Source organism: Algoriphagus aestuariicola, from assembly GCF_017254835.1.
Lineage (GTDB): Bacteria > Bacteroidota > Bacteroidia > Cytophagales > Cyclobacteriaceae > Algoriphagus > Algoriphagus aestuariicola.
In genome coordinates this window covers 156906-175899 of sequence record NZ_JAFKCW010000002.1, presented here as the reverse complement: position 1 = coordinate 175899, position 18994 = coordinate 156906, and the positions used below count along the sequence as shown (strand labels likewise).

Genomic DNA, 18994 nt, shown 5'->3' with positions numbered 1-18994 from the left:
GATTGGCTCCCGAATTCTCTCAAACTTCCATCATCAGCATCTTAGATTCGACTTTTTTGCGGAGTTTGTTGAAAAACTGCTTTCTTTCTTTCTCACCGGTTCCACTGATCAGCGTGGATCTTTTCATCAGGTTTTCCAAGTTTTTGAACATGGAATCATTGAACTTTTTGTCCATCGACCCGATGAAATACATCACGCTGTGGTTGAGATAGGTGATTTTGGAATCGCCCAGCTCTGCCATGAAGGTATTGTCCCCCAACACGATTTCGTTGAGGTACATTTTGTATTCTGCGCAATCGTCCGTTGGGGCCTGCCCGAGAATGGATTTTCGTCCTGCATCAGCCATTTTTTCCAAGTGGTCAATGACTTCAAGCACGCATTTGTAGAGATTCATGGTGTCTTCCACGTGCTTGATCATGCCCATTTCATGGTAAACCTCAATCTGCCGAAGCGTCGTATTGAGGCCTTCCTCATTCCATATTTCAGAGGTCGGCACACGATTATAGACCTTGATAGTCTTTTGGGTGACCTCGCGGAATCTCTCAAAATGATTGTCCTCAATGGAGAATTTGGCATTCTTTAGGTTTTCAAATAATAGGATTGATTTCATCCAAAAGAAAAACTTGAACCCTGCGAGCGCCGGATGGTAGTAGTGGTGGAAGGGAGGCATGTCCTTGACAAGAAAATACACATGCTTGTGGCTGAAACTATTGACGAGATTGAGCTGTGAAAGCACATCCTCCATCCATTCCATCATACTTCCTTCTTGATAGGAATTGGTCTTCCCCTGGAAAATGATGGAGTTTGAGTTCATGCTGAAGAATTTGTCCAGGGATACATTAAACCGCTGGCAGAGGGTTCTCAACTCATCGAAATCCAAAAGTTTTTCTCCTCTGATCCGCCGATAGGCACTATCCATACTTACATTAAGTGTCTCTGCGACTTCGTCGACTAAGGAAGCGTAGGACGGGATTGAAGATTTGAGCGTCAGAAAAAACTGGGCCTGAATCGAAGATGAGATCGCCATGTTGAAAGTCGTAATCAGTGGTTTGTATCTACAAATATGTACTTTAATATATGTAATATGCTGGATAGATTCAATAATTGAAAGAATATAATTCTGATGTCCCTGTATAATAATTAAATATATTTCGGAAACAACTAATTATACAAAACAATAATATTCATAGAAAGGATTGGCTAAAAAAAATGCATAGCAAGTTCGATTTTGATTAACCGATTTTCGAAGAGAAAAAAAAATGGAGTTGTTGATGGGAAAATTTGTTGGTGATCGATAAATGTTTGCCCTTAAAATGGAAAAAATACGGGGATGAGCATACTCGCAATAATCCAAAAAAGAATGTTGAGCGGGGTCCCGACCTTGATGTAATCTGAAAAACGGTAGTTTCCGGGGTTGTAGATCATCGTGTTGGTCTGGTATCCCATGGGGGTCATGAAGCTTAGACTTGCAGCAAAGGTGACTGCCATCAACAGCGGTCTGGAGTCCACCTCCAGAGCCGTTGCTACGCTGATTGCGATAGGAGCCAGCAATGCAGCGGTAGCATTGTTGGACATCACATTGGTGAGGAGGAATGTCAAGGCGAAGATCGCGCTCAAAACTATCCGTGGACCAAAAGTCCCGAATAGCTCCAAGACTCCTTCGCCGATGAGCTGGGCTCCGCCTGTTTTTTCCAATGCAGCGCCCATCGACAATACACCAGCCAGCATGAAAATTACCTTCCAATCTATAGCCTTATAAGCTTCATCTGGGGTGATGGATCGAAGAATGACCATGGCCAAGGCGCCTGCACTTGCGGAGAGCGTTATCGAAAATATCCCCAAGGCTGCCAGACCAATCACTAGCCCCAAAATCCCCAGCGTCAATACCACCTGGGTCTTATTCAGAGTGATGTTTTTTCTGGCCGATATGAGGAGTAGGTCATCAGACTTTTGAATGGAATGAATGCTTTCCTCGGTGCCTTGGAGCAGCAATACGTCCCCAGACTTCAGGGTTGAGCCCGCAATCAACTTGTCCAAAAGTCCCTTGCGATGTCGTATCCCGATGACCAAGACCTGATCAAAAATATTTCTGAATCTGACCGATTTGATGCTTTCATTTACAAGAAATGAATTGGGGGTCACAATAGCCTCGAAAATCTTTTCATCCTGGTTGGCAGGGATTTGAGAATCCCAGTCCAATTCGGCCTTGATTTCCACTCCTTTGGTCTTTTTTAGGCGGGCAAGATGTTTTTGGTCTACCGTTACCCGGATGGTGTCTCCCGGCAGGACTACGGTATTGGGATACACCTTTATTCGAGTTCCGTCTTCCCGGATGATCTGAAGGGGTTTGGTTTCCCCGTCCTTGAAAAGCCTTTGCTTTAAGATTGGCTCTTGTGACTGCTCAAACTCTTCGGTAATGGTGAGTTCTATGAGATAGTTTCCCAGATTGTAGTTGTCGGTATACTCTGGCTTAGGATTTCGTGAGGGGAGTAGCCATTTGCCAGCGGTTACCATATATAGAATTCCGGAGGCTAGAAAGACCAATCCCATTGCGGACATTTCAAATACGCCGAAGGGCGGAAGGCCAGCCTCTTCGGCAATGCCACTGACCAAGATGTTGGTACTCGTCCCCAGAAGTGTGCAAATTCCTCCCATCAGCGCCCCAAAAGACAAGGGCATCAGGAGCTTGGATGGGGGGATTTGGTTTTTGTCACATACCTGAAGTACAGCCGGCATCAGCAAGGCGACCACTGCGGTATCGTTGATAATTGCGGACAAGAGACCTGATGTCAACATCAGACTCAGGATGAGAGTAGTCTCACTTTTTTTGGCCTGATTCCCAAGGAGCATGCTGATTTGGTCCAAAATTCCAGTCTTAAAAATCGCATGGGAAATCACAAACATCGCTGCAACTGTGATAGTTGCGGAATTTGAGAAACCTGCCAGGCCTTCTTTGAGGTCCAGGATTCCCAAAAGCATGAAAAGAACCATGATTCCGATCGCAACGGTGTCTACGGTGAATTTTTCCGTGAAAAATAAAACGACCGCAAGAAAAATAATGCCAAGTACTAACTCGGTTTCATAACCCATAACTTACATCGTGAGGTAGTTTCCTTTCTTCAATCTCATTTTCACCTTGAAATAATTGAAGATTCCTATTCCCAAAAAGGCAAAACTCAAACCAAAAGCCAGATAGCCGAGTTGGCTGACATGGGCAAGTTTGTTAACTTCAAAAAGGGCCGTGCCAGAAACCAAAAAGTAGAGGGAAGTCCGGATATAGGAAAGAAGCGTCCGTTCATTGGCAAGGGAGGTGCGCTGGCGGGCCAAGTAATCTCTGACTATTAGTTCTTGTTCAAAGTCTTTTTCCATAGTTCTATTTCTTATTTTAGGCGCATTATTCTAAATCCAAAGCTAATGAAGAAGTTATTTACAATTTTTCTAATTTTTGTCACATGTGGAGTTACTGCCGCTCAGGATCTGGATTCCGCCATGAAAATTCCTGTCGACACTACCTACTGGCTGAAAGAAATCGGTGGTGGACTTAATATCAACCAAGCCTCTTTTAGCAGCAACTGGACTGGTGGGGGCGTCAATTCGATTGCCTTCAGTGCGACGCTTCTTGGGAGGGCCAACTATGCCAAGGAGAAATGGTCCTGGGACAATACCCTGGATCTAATCTACGGTATCGTGAAAAACGAAGATGAAGACGGCCGAAAGTCGAATGACCGCATCTTTATCGATTCCAAGGTAGGCTATGCCATCGGCAAAAACTGGAATGTCTATTTTGGGGTAAATTTCCTGAGTCAATTCGCGCCGGGTTATGATTTTGACGAGGATCCTCGGCTGTTGATTTCGAAGTTTCTCAATCCTGGATATTTGACGACCTCATTGGGTTTTGAATACAAGCCCAATCCAGAGTTTAGCCTCAGACTGTCACCGTTTGCTCCGAGATTTACCTTTGTCACTGATACTGATCTGTATCTGAACGTAGAAGAAAACTATGGGGTAGACATTGGAGAGACCGTGCGACAAGAGTGGCTTGCGTTCAATATACAGGCGGACTGGAATAAGAAAATTTCGGAGAACCTTGCTTTGACGATGAGGTACATGATGTATGCCAATCTGGAAACTTTGGCATTTGACACGATCGATCACAGACTGGACTTCGGACTCACCGCAAAAATCACCAATGCGGTAAATGTCAGTCTGACCTCGCTTACGATCTATGATATCGACCAAGATGAAAAAATACAATTTAGCCAGGGTCTGTCGATCGGTTTGGCGTTCAAAAGGGGAAATTTTCCTGAGAAGAAATAAAAAAAATACAAATTATTCTTTGGGATTTTGATTTATATAGAATTGTATTATTTTTGAATTCATTGTGGTAGTTAAATAATAGTTGGTTTAGTTTTCAAATAAAGGGCAGGAGATTTTCTCCTGCTTTTTTATTTTCCCACCATGGAATAATTCAATTTTTATTAGAACGCTCAGCCAGGATGCAATGGTATGCGGTCTCAGGTAAATTTCAATTTTTCGATTTTTCAACGTAGGTTTTTATTCTCGTTTAAGCGCATTTGTCATCGAGAAGTTTTGTCGAATCAATAGCTCGATTTGGAGATTTTCCAATTCAAGAATTCCGATTTGGATTCTTGGGTATCAATAATATTGGGGATTTTTCTGTCCTGGTGTCGGGGGTGAGATGGCTAAAAAGCCACCAGAGGCAGATGAAAACCAACGAGTCAATGGCAAGATTAGTCGACGAGGATTGCGGTTTTATGAACTTAGAAGCCAGTCCCCCAACTTGGATTTCAAAACCGCAACTTGCTCCTCATCGATGGGTTTTTCCCAGAAATCGATAACTCTGGCAAATTCCTTGGATTTTTCCCGATCCGCTTTGCTCAAGGAAGAAGTGACCATGATGACCTTGATATCGGCATGGTTGACGTTATTTTCCAAAAGATCCAGAAAATCCCACCCGTCGATATGCGGCATGTTGATATCGAGAAAAACCAATATCCTGCTGGAGTGCTTATCGAGAAGAAGGATGGACTCAAATGCCTTCCCGGCATCGGAGTGGGTAATGGGGTCGTCACTAAGCTTCCCTTCCTTGACCATGATTTTGTGAAGAAACAACACTCCCGGATCATCATCGATAATATAGATTCTCGCTTGGCTTTCCTTCATTTGTTTTTTAGGTTTTCGGACTTGGCGTGGGTTTCTTTTACGATTTGATCCAGTTTTTTCAGAGTTTCCAGCAATTCAATCTCAAGCTCCTCTTTGCTTTTGCCAACTTCAGTGTAGTGGGGATACTTGATCAAGAGCTGGTTGATTCCCATAGCCTTGGTAAGAGGAGCACGAACCAGATGGGATTGGTTCCATGCAATATCCATTAAAACGCTATTTTGGTTTTCGATTTCCCCAAGAGCATCCCTGAGTTGTTCATTGGTACTTCTCAACTCCGAGGTTCTCTGGCTTACCATCGCTTCCAACTTCTTTTTCAACTTGATGTTGAAGTAATATTTCACAAAGAAGATCGTCAAAAGAATCAATACGACGATAAAGGAGACTTTGAAGGCGGTGGTTTCTGTCACGGATGCGGAGACTACTATTGGTAGGGACGCGTGCTGCTCCAGTTTACCGTTGCGGAGTATCTTCACCTCCAGATTATAGCTGCCGGGTTTGAGGCCATTGAAAATAAGCTGCCTTTGGCCTTTGATGGGTTGCCAGAGATCCTTTTTGTTGTCGATCTTATAGAATAGGGAATACTGGGCCTGGTTTTCAAAATCGATAAGGCTGAACGAAACCTGAAACATTCTAACCCCTTCGGGAATTACGACCCGTTCTCCGATAGGTATCTTTTGATCACCCAGTTGGAGCTCATCCCATACAAATCCCGATTGTGCAAGATTGTTCTCCGAAATAGTAAAGGGTTGGATGACGCCGACACCCTCCACAGTTGGAATCCATACTTTTCCGGAGAAATCCCTTATCGCGGCGGGGAAAATCAAACCATTGGCCTCCGAATTTGGCATTCCTTGTCCTTTGTCGTACAGCGTGCCGGCAATGAAAAAATCTTTGACAGCAGATGATTTGAACCTTTCCAATTCGTCTTTCGAAAAATACTGGACTCCAAAATTGTTGCTAGTCCAGACTCCGCCGCTTCTGTCGGGCGTGATGCTGTAGACGCTTCGGGACTTCAAACCGTTTCGCTTTTTCAGTGTTTTGAACTCCCCATCTTTCAACAGCACGATCCCGCCGTGTGTGGCAAACCACAAATCCTCGCCTTCGTCTTCGTAGATGCTATAGATCACGTCTTCACCCGGTGTCAGGGGTAGTACCTGATTCTGGAGAAACTCTCCCTTGGAAGAAATCCTGAACAAACCACCATTCATGGATCCAACGGCAATTTGGCCGTCTTTTAGTTCCAGGATGCTGACAAAGTTGGTATTGGAAAAGGTTTCGGGCAGACTGACCTTTCGCAAGATCCCATTTTCGTCCAGGTAGTGGATCCCTCCATATCTAGTCAATATCCACAGCCAATCGCGGGAGTCTTCGTACACGGCATAGACGTAGTTGCTGGTGAGACCGTCCTCTTGGGTAATTTTTCCGATGACTTTACCCGAATCCATGTCGATCACGGTGATTCCGGCGACACTCCCGGAATAGATTTTCCCCTTCGACGATCCGATCGTGGTGACTGTATTCTGAAGGAGGCCTTCAGCCGTAGTCAATGAGCTGGTTGTTTCGCTCTTGACTCTGTATAGCCCAGTCGACTTGGTGCCAATCCAAACACTGCTATCACTAGCCTGAAAGATGGCTTTGATGTTTTTTTGCTTCAAAACTGCAGAATTCAACTGCTTGACCCTGGCGGGTTTTAGCAAGGCTAAACCTTTTCCCATGGTTCCCAGATACAAATTTTCATCTTCTTTGATGATTTTTCTGACGGAATAAGTCTTGAGCTCGGGGTAGTCAAGATGACGCGGGATTCCATTTTCCACTAATATCAGGCCTTTTTCGAGTGAGCCTGCCCATATTTTGCCTTCCGAGTCCAAAACGAGACTACTGGGATTGATACCCTTGGACTGCTCATAGGTCAGTAGCTGCTCCAAACTGTAGTCTTCCTTGAGTCGAAAAATCCCCGAATCTGGTGAATACACATGGATGGAACCGACGGTCCCAAATATTTTTTGAGCCGAAAAATCTATCGAAGACACTAGGTTTGCCTGTTTGGATTTCAGGTCGAGTTCATATAGCCCCCGGTTTGTACCCACCAACAGCTTCGAATTTTCCAAGGAGAAAAAGCCAAGGATCTCAAGCTTTACACTTGGTTTCCAAAAATCCAGAAGGCTAAACACTCCGTCAGTCCAGGAATGGATTTGTCCCTTTTGGTTTCCGATCAGAAGGCCGCCTTCACCATTTTCGACGATAGATCTGATCCAGGTTTTTTCCGTGATCTCCGAGCAATCGATAACTTTCTTGATATTTTTTTCCAAAAGGGCGATGCTGCGGTCTGAGCTCGCCCAAATTCCGGCTGGCGTTTTAAAAAATGCATAATAAGTCTGTTCCAGCATCTCAGGATAGTTCTCCTGGTCAAAAACCTTTGGGAACCCTCCATCAAATCTGACCAAGCCCTCTTCAGTGGCGATCCACAGATAGCCAGAGTTATCCTTTTCAAGCGCAAAAACGGCATTTTGTGGAAGTCCCATGGTATTGTCCCAAAACTCCATGACATAGTCCTTCGCAATACCGGAAGAATCCGGGACGAAAGTGTCCTTTTGCGCCAATGCCACTTGAACCCCCAAAATCAGGATGAGCAGCTGAAGCAAGGCGAAAAATGAGAATCCGTAAACTAACTTGAAGCTCAAGGTGGGTGTGGGTCGGTTGTTTGAGTGGTTATGGCGCCACCGGGAAAAATTTTGACATGGGCTTTTTTGGGTGTTTGGGATAGCTTGAATTAAAGTTCGTGGTTTTTCTTGGTAAGAAGCGTTAAACTAGCAAGGGATTGGGGATTTAAAAATATTTTTTGCCATGCTTTTCTCCAATCAGTAAAATAGAGGAGCTTTCTGATTGCCGAAGCTGAAGAACGACTAGCCATGTAGGGTATAGCCCAGGTCTTATAGGCGATTTCCAAGACTTTTTGTCTGGGTGCATTTGGACACGCATGTTCAACCTGCTCAGGAATGCGCTTTAGGAGACCTATCCCATCGTCTGTTTTTTCCAACGTCCTTCAGCGGACAAATTTGTTCACATTCGTGCGGCGCTGAAGTTCAAAGCACCCTTCTAAGCTCATGAGTGGCCATTTCCTCTTGGCACTGATATTTCTCCTACATTTAGATATAATTATTTGCCATGAAAGATTATCAACTAGGGGAGTTTGAAGAAATCGTCATGCTGACTGTAGGCATTCTGAACAACAAAGCATACAGTGTGGCCATCAAAGATGAGATTGAAGCCAGGCTTAAACGGACGGTGAGTATGGGTGCATTGCATACTGCTCTCAATAGGATGGAAGATAAAGGATATCTCAAGTCCTTTTCCGGAGAATCCACTGAGGAACGAGCAGGGCGTCCAAGGCGCTATTTTGAAATCACCGCTTTGGGCAAGAAAGCCATTCAACACGCCAAGGATACCCGGGATGAGCTCTGGTCTGCCATCCCCAAAACGATTTGGCAAGCGAACTTGGGAGGCATATGAAAGATGAATAGCAAACAACCCTTTCCTCCCAAGCTCTTTCTCAGGTTTTTCCGCTGGTACTGCCACCCCAGAATGCTGGACTACATCGAAGGCGACCTGATGGAAGTCTACGAGCGGAATTTCAAAACTCTGGGAAAGCGGCAAGCAGACTGGAAATTCATCTTGGATGTGCTGCTACTCTTTCGGCCAGGCATTATTCACCCAAGAAAACCTTACCAACATTTAACCCCCTATGGCATGTACAAGAGTTATTTCAAAATCGGCTGGAGAAATCTTATAAAGAATAAAATTTACTCCGCCATCAACATAAGCGGTCTTGCTGTTGGGCTTACTGCTGCAATTCTTATTGCCTTATGGGTGCGTGATGAATTGACCTTCAACAAGAATTTCGAAAACTATGACAAGATCGCACAGGTCTTACAAAATCAGACTTTCAACGGCGAGGTAGAGACTTGGTGGAGTCAGGCTAGGCAGATTGCTCCAGAACTCCGAAATCGCTATGAAAGTGATTTTAAGTATGTGATCATGAGCTCTTGGAACGGATCGCACAAATTCACATTCGAAGATAAAGATGTGAGGAAAGAGGGAAGTTTTATGGAGCCCGAGGTGACAGAAATGTTGACGCTCAACATGTTGTCGGGAACCCGCGCTGGCCTCAACGATCCCAATTCCATTTTACTTTCAGAATCCGCAGCAAAGGCCATTTTTGGCGACTCACCACCCCTTGGACAAGCCATTCTGATGGACGACAAATTGGAAGTAATGGTGACTGGGGTATATGAAGACTTGCCGAGAAACTCAAGTTTTCATGACCTTACTTTCATAGCCCCTTGGGACCTGTATGTATCAAGTGAAAATCTGGAAGAACGGACACATTGGGGAAATAGTTGGTTTCACTCCATCGCCCAGATTGAAGACAATGCCGACATGAATACCGTGTCTCTCAAAATCAAAGATGTGAAATTGAATGCTGTAGTGGCCGCGGGTGATGACGATGACCGGTTTAAACCCGAAATTTTCCTCCATCCCATGAGCCGCTGGCATTTGTATTCTGATTTTAAGAATGGCGTATCTGTTGGAGGCGGGATCCAATATGTTTGGTTGTTTGGGTTGGTTGGCGTATTTGTGTTGATGCTTGCCTGCATCAACTTTATCAACCTCAACACTGCCCGTTCTGAAAAAAGAGCGAAAGAGGTTGGCATTCGCAAGACACTCGGGTCGATCAGGATTCAATTGATCAATCAGTTTTTTACTGAATCAATGATGGTGGTGGTCCTGTCATTTTTCCTTTCACTTGTTCTTGCTCAACTGACACTGCCTTGGTTCAACGAGGTTTCAGGCAAGCAAATTGACCTGCTATGGTCGAATCCATATTTCTGGATGATTGGTCTTTGCTTTACGATCATTACAGGAATGATCGCCGGAAGTTTTCCGGCATTTTACATCTCATCATTTCATCCTGCCAGAGTTTTGAAAGGTGCATTTAAGGCCGGTCGTTTTTCGGCAATTCCCCGGAAGATTCTGGTGGTGGCTCAGTTTACGGTTTCGATCACTCTCATCATTGGAACCTTGATTGTGTTCAAACAAATTCAATTTACCAAAAACCGCCCCATCGGATACGACAATATTGGCGTGGTTTCAGCCCCTATCAGAGCGGCAGGGATTAGGGAGCATTTTGATGCCTTCAGAAATGATCTGCAAAACTCAGGTGCAGTAAAAGAAGTGGCGCTGACAGATTCCCCCTTGACAGCAACGAATGTTACAAATGGCGGCTTTACTTGGGAGGGCAAAGATCCTGGTATGGCAGAAGAATTTGCTACGCTTCGTGTCACCCATGAATTCGGGGAAATGATTGATTGGCAGATTTTGGAGGGCAGGGATTTTTCAAGGGATTTTGCGTCTGACTCGATGGCTTTTGTCATCAATGAATCAGCAGCGAGATACCTTGGAATGGAGGATCCCGTTGGCAAATCACTCAAGTGGGGAAATAATGGAGAATATAAAATTATCGGGATAGTCACTGACATGGTCACACAGTCTCCTTATTCTCCTGTCAAGCAAATGCTTTTCTTTCTCAACTATAAGCGGGTGAATATGGTGCACATTAAGATTAATCCGGATGTAAGCCCAACCGAAGCTTTAGGTAAGATTGAAACTGTATTCAAAAAATACGATCCTTCCAATGATTTTGAATATTCATTTGTTGATCAGGATTATGGCAAAAATTTCGATAACGAAAGGCGGATTGCCAAACTGACCTCGGCCTTTGCTGGACTTGCCATGCTTATCAGCTGTCTCGGGCTTTTTGGATTGGCTTCATTCATCGCAGAACAACGGACTAAAGAAATTGGAATCAGAAAAGTCATGGGGGCTTCTGTAGTCAATTTATGGAGCATGTTGTCCAAAGATTTTGCATTGCTTGTTATCATCTCAAGTTTGATTTCTATTCCGATCGCTTATCATTATCTGAGTAGCTGGTTGGAAAATTATGAGTATAGAACACCAATTTCATGGTGGATTTTCGCTGCTTCTGGTTTTGGCGCGGTATTGATCACATTAATGACTGTTAGCTATCAATCCTTAAAAGCTGCACTGATGAACCCTGTGAGGAGCCTCAAAACGGAATAATTCCCATGAATTCCAACCCAAATCCTCCTAAATGTTTTCATCGATTCTTCCGCTGGTACTGCCATCCCAGGATGCGGGGCTATATCGAGGGTGACCTGATCGAAGTCTATGAGCGGAATTTCAAAACTCTGGGAAAGCGGCAAGCAGACTGGAAATTCATCTTGGATGTGCTGCTACTCTTTCGGCCAGGCATTATTCGCCCAAGAAAACCTTACCAACATTTAACCCCCTATGGCATGTACAAGAGTTATTTCAAAATCGGTTGGAGATCGCTCCTGAGAAACAAAGAATATACGCTGATCAACATCGCCGGATTGGCGCTCAGCATCACTTGTTGTATTTTGATTTTCGTGCTGGTGAAACATCATCTAGGCTTTGATGATTTCCATCCGGACAAGGATCGAATTTATCGAGTGGTCACCGAGCAGCATCGGGAAACTGTCTCTTACACAAATAGCGTTCCCTCGCCATTGGGAATGGTCTTGCGGGAAAATCACACCTATGGGGAGAAAGTCGCCCGTATGTTTCAGGAAGCCAATGCTGTCATATCCTTTGAACGGGACGGAGAAAAACAGCTGATCAAGGAACCCAATGGCTTTGCATTTACCGAGGCTGAGTTTTTTGATATTTTCAATTTCCCCCTGTCCAAAGGAAATTGGGAATCAGCCCTGACAGAACCTAATACAGCCATCATTACCGAACGATTGGCCCAGAAATATTTTGGGGACCAAAACCCAATCGGCGAGGTCATTACTTACGATAATTTTCTGCCCTTCACCATTACTGGGGTGTTGGAGGATTTTCCTCCAAACACAGATATCAGCCCTGAGATATTTGTATCGTACAGCACGATGAAAGATTTTAATCCCTGGCTGGCAAGTGACAATGCCTGGGGAGGAATTAACTCTGGGATGTACTGCTTTACAAAACTCCGCCCCGGTGTGAGCCCTGTCGAAGTAGAGGAGGCCTTGGCACCTTACGTCAAGCAACATCGGCCGACCAGCAAAAATGTGCATCATTACAAACTCCAGGCACTTTCGGATGTCCATTTCGATGGAAGATACGGAGGAGCTATGGAGAAGTCCGACATCGGAATTCTGATTGCAATCGGGATCTTTTTATTGCTTACTGCCTGTGTGAACTTTATCAACCTCGCGACCGCCCAAGCGCTGAAACGATCCAAGGAAGTGGGAGTGAGGAAAGTGTTGGGGAGCTTCAGGAGTCAGCTTTTCTGGCAGTTTATTTTCGAAACAGCGATTATTGCGACGTTCAGTATTTTGATCGCCTTGATTGCTGCATACGCATTGGTACCTTATGTAAATAACTTCTTCAATACTCAAATCCCCGTCAATTTCCTTGTAGACGGCACTTTGGTGCTCTTTATCTTAGGCTTGGATATCCTGATTACGCTATTGGCGGGTTGCTATCCGGCACTTATCCTGACGGGCTTCAAGCCGGTGGCGGCGCTGAAGGGGAAGCTTTCCTTCCAGCAGCTGGGCGGCTTTAATACCAGACGTGCTCTGATCGTTGTCCAGTTTGCCATCTCCCAAGTATTGATCATAGGCGTGATTGTGATCATGAATCAGATGCGCTTTGCCAAGCAGGCAGATCTTGGTTTTGACAAGTCATCCATTGTGATGGTGAAGTTGGGAAGTGATTCTCTAAACACGATGAATGTCTTGAAAAACGAGTTTTTGCGACTGCCCGGAATCGAGAAAGTTTCGCTCTGCTATCAGGCTCCTGCGTCTGATGATTCTTGGAACAATTCCATCCGGTTTGGAACAGATGCCGAAGAAGTGAGCTTTTTGACCAACATGAAACTTGCAGATGCGGATTACATCTCCACGTTTGATTTGGAGCTGTTGGCCGGCAGGAATCTCATGCCCTCTGATACTGTCCGGGAAGTCCTCGTCAACGAAGCCATGCTCCAAAGTCTCGGAATCACCTCTTATGAAGATGCCTTGGGCGAAATGGTCTATGCCAATGGGGGGACGATGAAAGGTCAAGTGGTCGGCGTGGTCCGCAATTTCCATGATAGATCCCTACACGAGCGGATCTCTGCGGCTTTGATCACCACGGCGAGTGGCATGTATTCCAATTTTGCAATCAAAATCAACGGCAATTCGGTGAAGGATACCCTAGAGGAAATTCAGTCGCTTTGGGAAGAGCAATATCCTGACAAGATGTTTGAATATTCCTTTTTGGATGAAGACATCGCCAAGTTTTACGAAGCTGAGGACACCTTACTCAAAGGCATACAGTTCTTTTCCTTTATTGCCATTTTCATTGGTTGTTTGGGTCTGTATGGACTGATTTCTTTTATGATTTCTCAAAAGGCCAAGGAAGTGGGCATCCGCAAAGTATTGGGAGGAGGAATAAGCCATATTGTCTGGCTGTTTGGACAGGAGTTTGTTCGTCTGATTTTGATTGCGTTTCTGATTGCGGCGCCGATCGGCTGGTGGTTTATGAGCGGCTGGCTACAGGATTTTGAATTCAAGATTACCCTGGATGCCTGGACTTTTGTCGTGGCCATCGGAAGTTCCTTGGTGATTGCCGCTTTGACAGTGGGTTATCAGGTGGTTAAGGTTGCATGGCTAAATCCTGTGATAAGTTTAAAAACAGAATAATAGAAAATCTGTGAAACTAGAATCTTGAAGGTCATTCTTTCAAAAGATATTTGCCACTTCGGGATTTTCATCATCCAATGAGTTTAAGCATAAAAGTCATCCCCTGACATGCCAGCAAAAATGAAACGTAGAAATTTTCTAAAATCCGCCATGGTGGCATCAGCACTTCCTCTTCAGTCGCTTCAATCGCAGCCTGAAATTTCGAAACCAATTGTTAGGAAGCTATTTGCTTATGGGGGAGATTTTGATCGGGGATTTACTAAGTACGTAGCTTCTCTTACGGGGAAGACGAGTCCCAGAATCTGCTTTCTGCCCACGGCGACAGGTGATGCAGCTGGCTATGTGATGCGCTGGTTTGAGACTTGTTCTGGACTGCCATTAAATGCCTTTGTACAGCGATCCTTTATTTCCTCTTACAATCAGAAAGAATCATTTGAAGATATTTTTCTTAGCATGGATGCCATTTTGGTAGGAGGTGGTAACACCCTGAATATGATGGCGATATGGAAAGCGCAAGGGATTGACCATGCGTTACGGAAAGCCTACGAAAGTGGGGTGATTTTAGGTGGTGGCAGTGCCGGATCGCTTTGTTGGTTTGAGCAGGGGACTACTGATTCCCGGCCAGGAAGCTTGACCACCGTGGAGGGTTTAGGTCTCATTAGCGGAAGTCACAGTCCGCACTATGATGGTGAAGGTGAGCGGAAACCACTTTATTGGTCTAAGATCAAGAGTGGTGAATACAAAGCAGGTTTTGCTTGTGATGATAAAGCTGGTATCTATTTCGAGAATGAGCAAGTGAAACAGGTAGTTTCCTTAAATGAAAAAAGCAATGCCTATCATGTGTCCTTGGCAGGAGGGGAAATTGTAGAGAAAGCTTTTCCAAAAGAAGTGTTGCCTCCGGCTTGGCCATAGGCATCCAGTCTTTTTCCGAGGATGCAAATAGTGAAAAGAGGCTCCGGTACCTAACTGTCTAGCTGAAAACTCGTGAGCTTTCGAAAAAACAACTGTTCACGCGGAGTCTACTTCCCGATGCAGAAATTCCTAAAAATGTTCTCCAAAAGGTCATCTGTTGTGATTTCACCCGTGATCTCACCAAGAAAATGAAGAGAGCGGCGGATGTCCATAGCTACAAAGTCATTCGTTACCTGATTATTCAGACCGGTGAGAATGTCGAGTAGGGACTCGCGTGTCTTCACGAGAGAATCGTAGTGGCGGATGTTGGTGACCACCGTGTTTCCAGTTCGGAATTTGTCCAGATTGACGAGTTCCAAAATGCGCGCTTTCAGGCCTTCGAGGTTGTCTTTTTTTCCGGCTGAGATAAAAATGGTGTCAGGATGCTTTTGCTTTAACTCGCTAATCAACTGGCTATTGGCTTTGTCTATCTTATTTGCAACTTTCAGAAAGGGTACACCCTGATTTTCCAACCTATTAACTTCCCGGTTGATCTCTACCAGGTCTGTATCGCCCAGGTCAAAAAGGTAGAGGATCAGCGATGCGGACTTCATTTTTTCCTGGGTTCGACTAACTCCGATAGCTTCAATTGTATCGGTTGTTTCTCGCAAACCGGCCGTGTCGATGAATCGGAAGATCACACCACCGATATTGATTTCGTCCTCAATGAAATCCCGTGTCGTACCAGCAATGTCTGAGACAATGGCTTTTTCTTCGTTGAGCAAGGCATTTAGCAGGGTCGATTTTCCGGCGTTGGGTTTTCCGGCGATGACGGTCGGTACGCCGTTTTTGATCACATTGCCCAGATCGAAACTCAGGATTAATCCTTCTACAACCCGAAGCAGTCGTTCTACCAGCTCCCGCAATTCTTTTCGACTGGCAAATTCCACGTCTTCCTCACCGAAGTCCAGTTCCAATTCAATCATGGAAGCAAAATGGATTAGCTTGTGGCGAAGCTGTTGTATTTCGCCACTGAATCCGCCACGCATCTGATTGAGTGCTGCTTGATGTGAGGTCTCTGAGTCGGCATGAATCAAGTCAGCTACTGCTTCAGCCTGGGCCAAGTCAAACTGTCCATTGAGAAATGCCCGTTGGGTAAACTCTCCGGGCTTTGCAGGGCGGGCTCCCTTACGAACAAAAAGTTTGATGACTTGATTGACGATATAGGAGGAGCCGTGCGTGGAAATCTCCACCACGTTTTCTTTGGTAAATGACCTTGGGGCTACAAATAGAGAAACTAGGACCTCATCGATGATCTTTTCGCCGTCCCTTATTGTGCCAAAATGGATCGTATGTGAAGCTTGATTTTCTAGGTTTTTGCCAAAAAAAACTTCATTACAGAGCCGAATGGCGTCTTTTCCGGAAAGTCGGACGACCGCAATGGCACCTACGCCCTGTGGGGTGGCCAAAGCGATAATCGTATCATCGCGCTCGGCTAGAGAAAAACTCATGGCTTGTTTTTGAAGGCTTTGTCTATCAGATCATCCAATCCAGTCAAGAACTGATCTGCGGTCCGATAGCCCGGAAGTTGGGCAATATTCTGGAGTTTGGGCTCAATCACGACAAAATTCGGATAGGAGCGAACCCTCATGGCAGCCGCCATTTGGGCTTCATTGTACTTTTTCCCCATAAATTCAAAAGTCCGCTTCGTATCCTCGGCATTCAGCTTCACGGCATAGAAGTTCTTGTTGATATGCTCGATTACTTTGGGATCTGTGAAGGTCTCCTTGTCCATTTTTTTGCACCAGCCGCACCAGTCGGTATACACATCCACGATGAGCATTTTCGGAGACTGCTCGTTTGCGGCAATCGCCTCTTCAAATTTCATCCAGGTGATTTCTTCTTGGGCTTGCAGCGAAAAACTCACCAAAGCCAAGAGGCAAAAGGAAAGCAGGTATTTAAATTTCATCGTCATTCTAGCTCCAACGGTTGGGTACTGGCAGAAGTTCCGCTAAGCCAAGAGGGCTTTTTGCTGTGGATGAATGCGCTGACCAAGAAGAAAAAACCCGCCACGGTCACCATCATCCCCGCAATAGAACTGTCAATCCAGTAGGCAAGATAATAACCAAAAAGTGCAATTAAAACTCCCATGATAGCAGTCAGCCTGAGCAAAGGGATCAGGCGCTTTGTCCAAAGAAATGCAGTTGCGGGAGGGACCACCAGGAGCGCCACCACCAGTATCGCTCCAACGGATTCGAAACTGCTAACCGTCGTATAGGACACGATGCTCATGAGCGCCAAATTGATGCCCTTCGAAGGAAGGCCCATGACCGCGCTGAAGTTTTCATCGAAGCTGGTCAGGACCAATTCCTTAAACAACAGATAGATAAAGCCCGACACGAAAACAAAGTTTAGGCCGGCCAACCAAGTGATTCTTGGACCGAGATTCAGGCCGCTTTGCGTAATCCAGCTGTCGATGGGCAGGTAAGCGATCTCCCCGTACAGGACACATTCTTGATCCAAGTCCACCTTGTAAGCCAGGATGTTGACAAGGATAATGCCTATGGCAAAGAGAAGCGTGAAAGTGATACCTATGGATGCGTCTAGCTGTACCCTGGCCTTTTTGCGAAGCCAGTCTATCATCAGTGTAGCCAGAATGCCCAGCAGTCCCGCGCCGATGATGACTTCAAGACTTCTTTGGCTGCCGGAAACAAAATAACCGATGACAATACCGGGAAGGACCGCATGTGAAATCGCGTCTCCTGTCATGGACATTTTGCGGAGCATCATAAAGACACCCAGAAATCCACAGGAAATCGCGATCAGCGCCCCGGTGAAGATGATCAGGAAGGCGTTACTATCGAAGCTCATTGTTTTCTCGGGGAATAGTTTCTTGATGGGGATCCACAGAAGGATAATTGAGACGCTGCTCCAGCAATGCCTCCAGCTCTGGGGTGATCAAGTGCTCCAGCTGTTCAGCCGAATCGTGCACGTGATCTGGAGCAATATTCATGGACTCATTCAGGTACAATTCCCATAGTCTATGAAGACGAACGACTCGCATTGCCTCTGAAATCCCTTTTGAAGTAAGTTTTATAATTGGCTGATCTTTAGTCGTAAAACCAAGCTTTTGTAAACTGGAAATTGACTGCAATGTTTCTCTTTTGTGAAAGGGGTAGAGCCCATAGATTTCCTCTATAGTCAGGCCTGGTTTTTTGCTCTCTTTGGCTTTATAAAGCGCTTTTAACAGGTGCTCACGGTGGGTTTTTTCCAGATATCTCTTTCTGGCAAAAAAACGGAAAACAATGCCGCTTTTTGGGGAAACCAGAAACGAAATCAAGGCAAATGCGGAAAGAAAAACCACCACCCAGGGTCCGGTCGGCATCTGTGGGATGACAAAGGAGACATAGGTTCCCAATATTCCGGAGACTACAGAAAACATGGCCGCCAGGATCAGGAGGGGATTGAGACGGTCGGTCCAGAATCTGGCCGCAGCCCCGGGAGTGATCAGCAGCGCCGCCATCAATACGACGCCAATGGCTTGGATGCCTATCACCACAGCCAAAATCATCAAGACATTAAAAAGAAAAGTGATGGCCTTCATGGGAAAGCCTATGGCTTGGCCAAACTCAGGGTCGAAAACCATCAGACGAAATTCCTTCAGGGCAAGGGTCAGGACTAAGATGATCACCATAGCCAATCCTCCATACAGCAGGAGATCTGATTCGGAGATTCCTATGGCGTTGCCGAAGATGAAGGAGTTAAGGCCAGCAACTTCCGGGTTTCCGGATTTTTGGAGCGCTGTCAGAAGCACGATTCCGAATCCAAAAAATACAGAGAGAATAGTAGCGATAATGGTGTCCTCGCTAAGCTTGGTATTTCTCTTTAACCATGAGCTCATAAAGGTGGCCAGTGCGCCAGAGAGAAAAGCCCCCGTGACAATATAGACGGGGTTTTTCTCCCCAGCCAAAACAAAGCCCATGCAAATCCCAGGGAGAACGGCATGGGAAATGGCATCACCGAGGAGGGCTTTTTTGTCCAAAAAGGAAAATGTCCCCACATAGGCCGAGCCCACCCCGAGCAGGGTGATTCCCAATACTACCCATGCAATGGACGGATCCTGGAAAGTGAAGAAATAGACGAAGTCTTCCATA

The 18994-nt window shown here is 45.5% G+C and carries 14 protein-coding genes; 5 read left to right on the top strand and 9 right to left on the bottom strand.

Features of this window, described 5'->3' with window-relative positions; all coding sequences use genetic code 11:
* Positions 1-19 precede the first annotated feature (19 nt).
* The 3 genes from J0A67_RS08025 to J0A67_RS08015 all read right to left on the bottom strand — a co-directional run bounded on the left by J0A67_RS08025 (position 20) and on the right by J0A67_RS08015 (position 3369).
* Positions 20-1027, bottom strand: coding sequence for a hypothetical protein (locus J0A67_RS08025; RefSeq protein ID WP_206568792.1), 1008 nt, complete (start codon positions 1025-1027; stop codon positions 20-22).
* A 281-nt stretch (positions 1028-1308) separates the two neighbouring features.
* Positions 1309-3090, bottom strand: coding sequence for an SLC13 family permease (locus J0A67_RS08020; RefSeq protein WP_206568791.1), 1782 nt, complete (start codon positions 3088-3090; stop codon positions 1309-1311).
* A 3-nt stretch (positions 3091-3093) separates the two neighbouring features.
* Entirely contained in the window at positions 3094-3369 is a 276-nt protein-coding gene (locus J0A67_RS08015; protein WP_206568790.1) for a YidH family protein, read from the bottom strand.
* Between the two features lie 45 nt (positions 3370-3414).
* On the opposite strand from J0A67_RS08015, the gene J0A67_RS08010 reads away from it, so the two are divergent.
* Entirely contained in the window at positions 3415-4317 is a 903-nt protein-coding gene (locus J0A67_RS08010) for a DUF3078 domain-containing protein (protein WP_206568789.1), read from the top strand.
* A 456-nt stretch (positions 4318-4773) separates the two neighbouring features.
* Here J0A67_RS08010 and J0A67_RS08005 read toward each other — a convergent pair whose 3' ends face one another.
* Together J0A67_RS08005 and J0A67_RS08000 are read right to left on the bottom strand one after the other, a co-directional pair.
* Positions 4774-5184, bottom strand: a complete 411-nt coding sequence (locus tag J0A67_RS08005) for a response regulator (RefSeq protein WP_206568788.1) — start codon at positions 5182-5184, stop codon at positions 4774-4776.
* On the bottom strand, positions 5181-7865 hold the full coding sequence (locus J0A67_RS08000) for a ligand-binding sensor domain-containing protein (protein ID WP_206568787.1): 2685 nt from the start codon (positions 7863-7865) through the stop codon (positions 5181-5183). The genes J0A67_RS08005 and J0A67_RS08000 overlap by 4 nt, the downstream gene beginning before the upstream one ends.
* Positions 7866-8349: 484 nt before the next feature.
* Between J0A67_RS08000 and J0A67_RS07995 the strand changes: the two genes are divergently transcribed.
* The 4 genes from J0A67_RS07995 to J0A67_RS07980 all read left to right on the top strand — a co-directional run bounded on the left by J0A67_RS07995 (position 8350) and on the right by J0A67_RS07980 (position 14861).
* Positions 8350-8694, top strand: coding sequence for a PadR family transcriptional regulator (locus J0A67_RS07995; protein WP_206568786.1), 345 nt, complete (start codon positions 8350-8352; stop codon positions 8692-8694).
* Between the two features lie 3 nt (positions 8695-8697).
* Positions 8698-11322 carry an ABC transporter permease gene (locus J0A67_RS07990; RefSeq protein WP_241265118.1) on the top strand — a complete coding sequence of 875 codons (2625 nt, stop codon included), beginning with the start codon at positions 8698-8700 and terminating at the stop codon, positions 11320-11322.
* Positions 11323-11327: 5 nt separating this feature from the next.
* Positions 11328-13949 (top strand): ABC transporter permease, encoded by a 2622-nt coding sequence (locus J0A67_RS07985; protein ID WP_206568785.1) that lies wholly within the window; start codon positions 11328-11330, stop codon positions 13947-13949.
* A 108-nt stretch (positions 13950-14057) separates the two neighbouring features.
* Positions 14058-14861, top strand: a complete 804-nt coding sequence (locus tag J0A67_RS07980; protein ID WP_206568784.1) for a Type 1 glutamine amidotransferase-like domain-containing protein — start codon at positions 14058-14060, stop codon at positions 14859-14861.
* Between the two features lie 107 nt (positions 14862-14968).
* Here J0A67_RS07980 and mnmE read toward each other — a convergent pair whose 3' ends face one another.
* The 4 genes from mnmE to J0A67_RS07960 are packed head-to-tail and all read right to left on the bottom strand — an operon-like array spanning position 14969 to position 18993.
* On the bottom strand, positions 14969-16351 hold the full coding sequence (gene mnmE, locus J0A67_RS07975) for a tRNA uridine-5-carboxymethylaminomethyl(34) synthesis GTPase MnmE (protein ID WP_206568783.1): 1383 nt from the start codon (positions 16349-16351) through the stop codon (positions 14969-14971).
* Entirely contained in the window at positions 16348-16815 is a 468-nt protein-coding gene (locus J0A67_RS07970) for a thioredoxin family protein (RefSeq protein ID WP_438839589.1), read from the bottom strand. The genes mnmE and J0A67_RS07970 overlap by 4 nt, the downstream gene beginning before the upstream one ends.
* Positions 16812-17711, bottom strand: a complete 900-nt coding sequence (locus J0A67_RS07965; protein ID WP_206568782.1) for a metal ABC transporter permease — start codon at positions 17709-17711, stop codon at positions 16812-16814. Before J0A67_RS07965 ends, J0A67_RS07970 begins: the two co-directional genes overlap by 4 nt.
* Complete coding sequence (locus J0A67_RS07960; RefSeq protein WP_206568781.1) at positions 17698-18993, bottom strand: metal ABC transporter permease; 1296 nt, start codon at positions 18991-18993, stop codon at positions 17698-17700. The genes J0A67_RS07965 and J0A67_RS07960 overlap by 14 nt, the downstream gene beginning before the upstream one ends.
* Between the last annotated feature and the right edge of the window lies 1 nt (position 18994).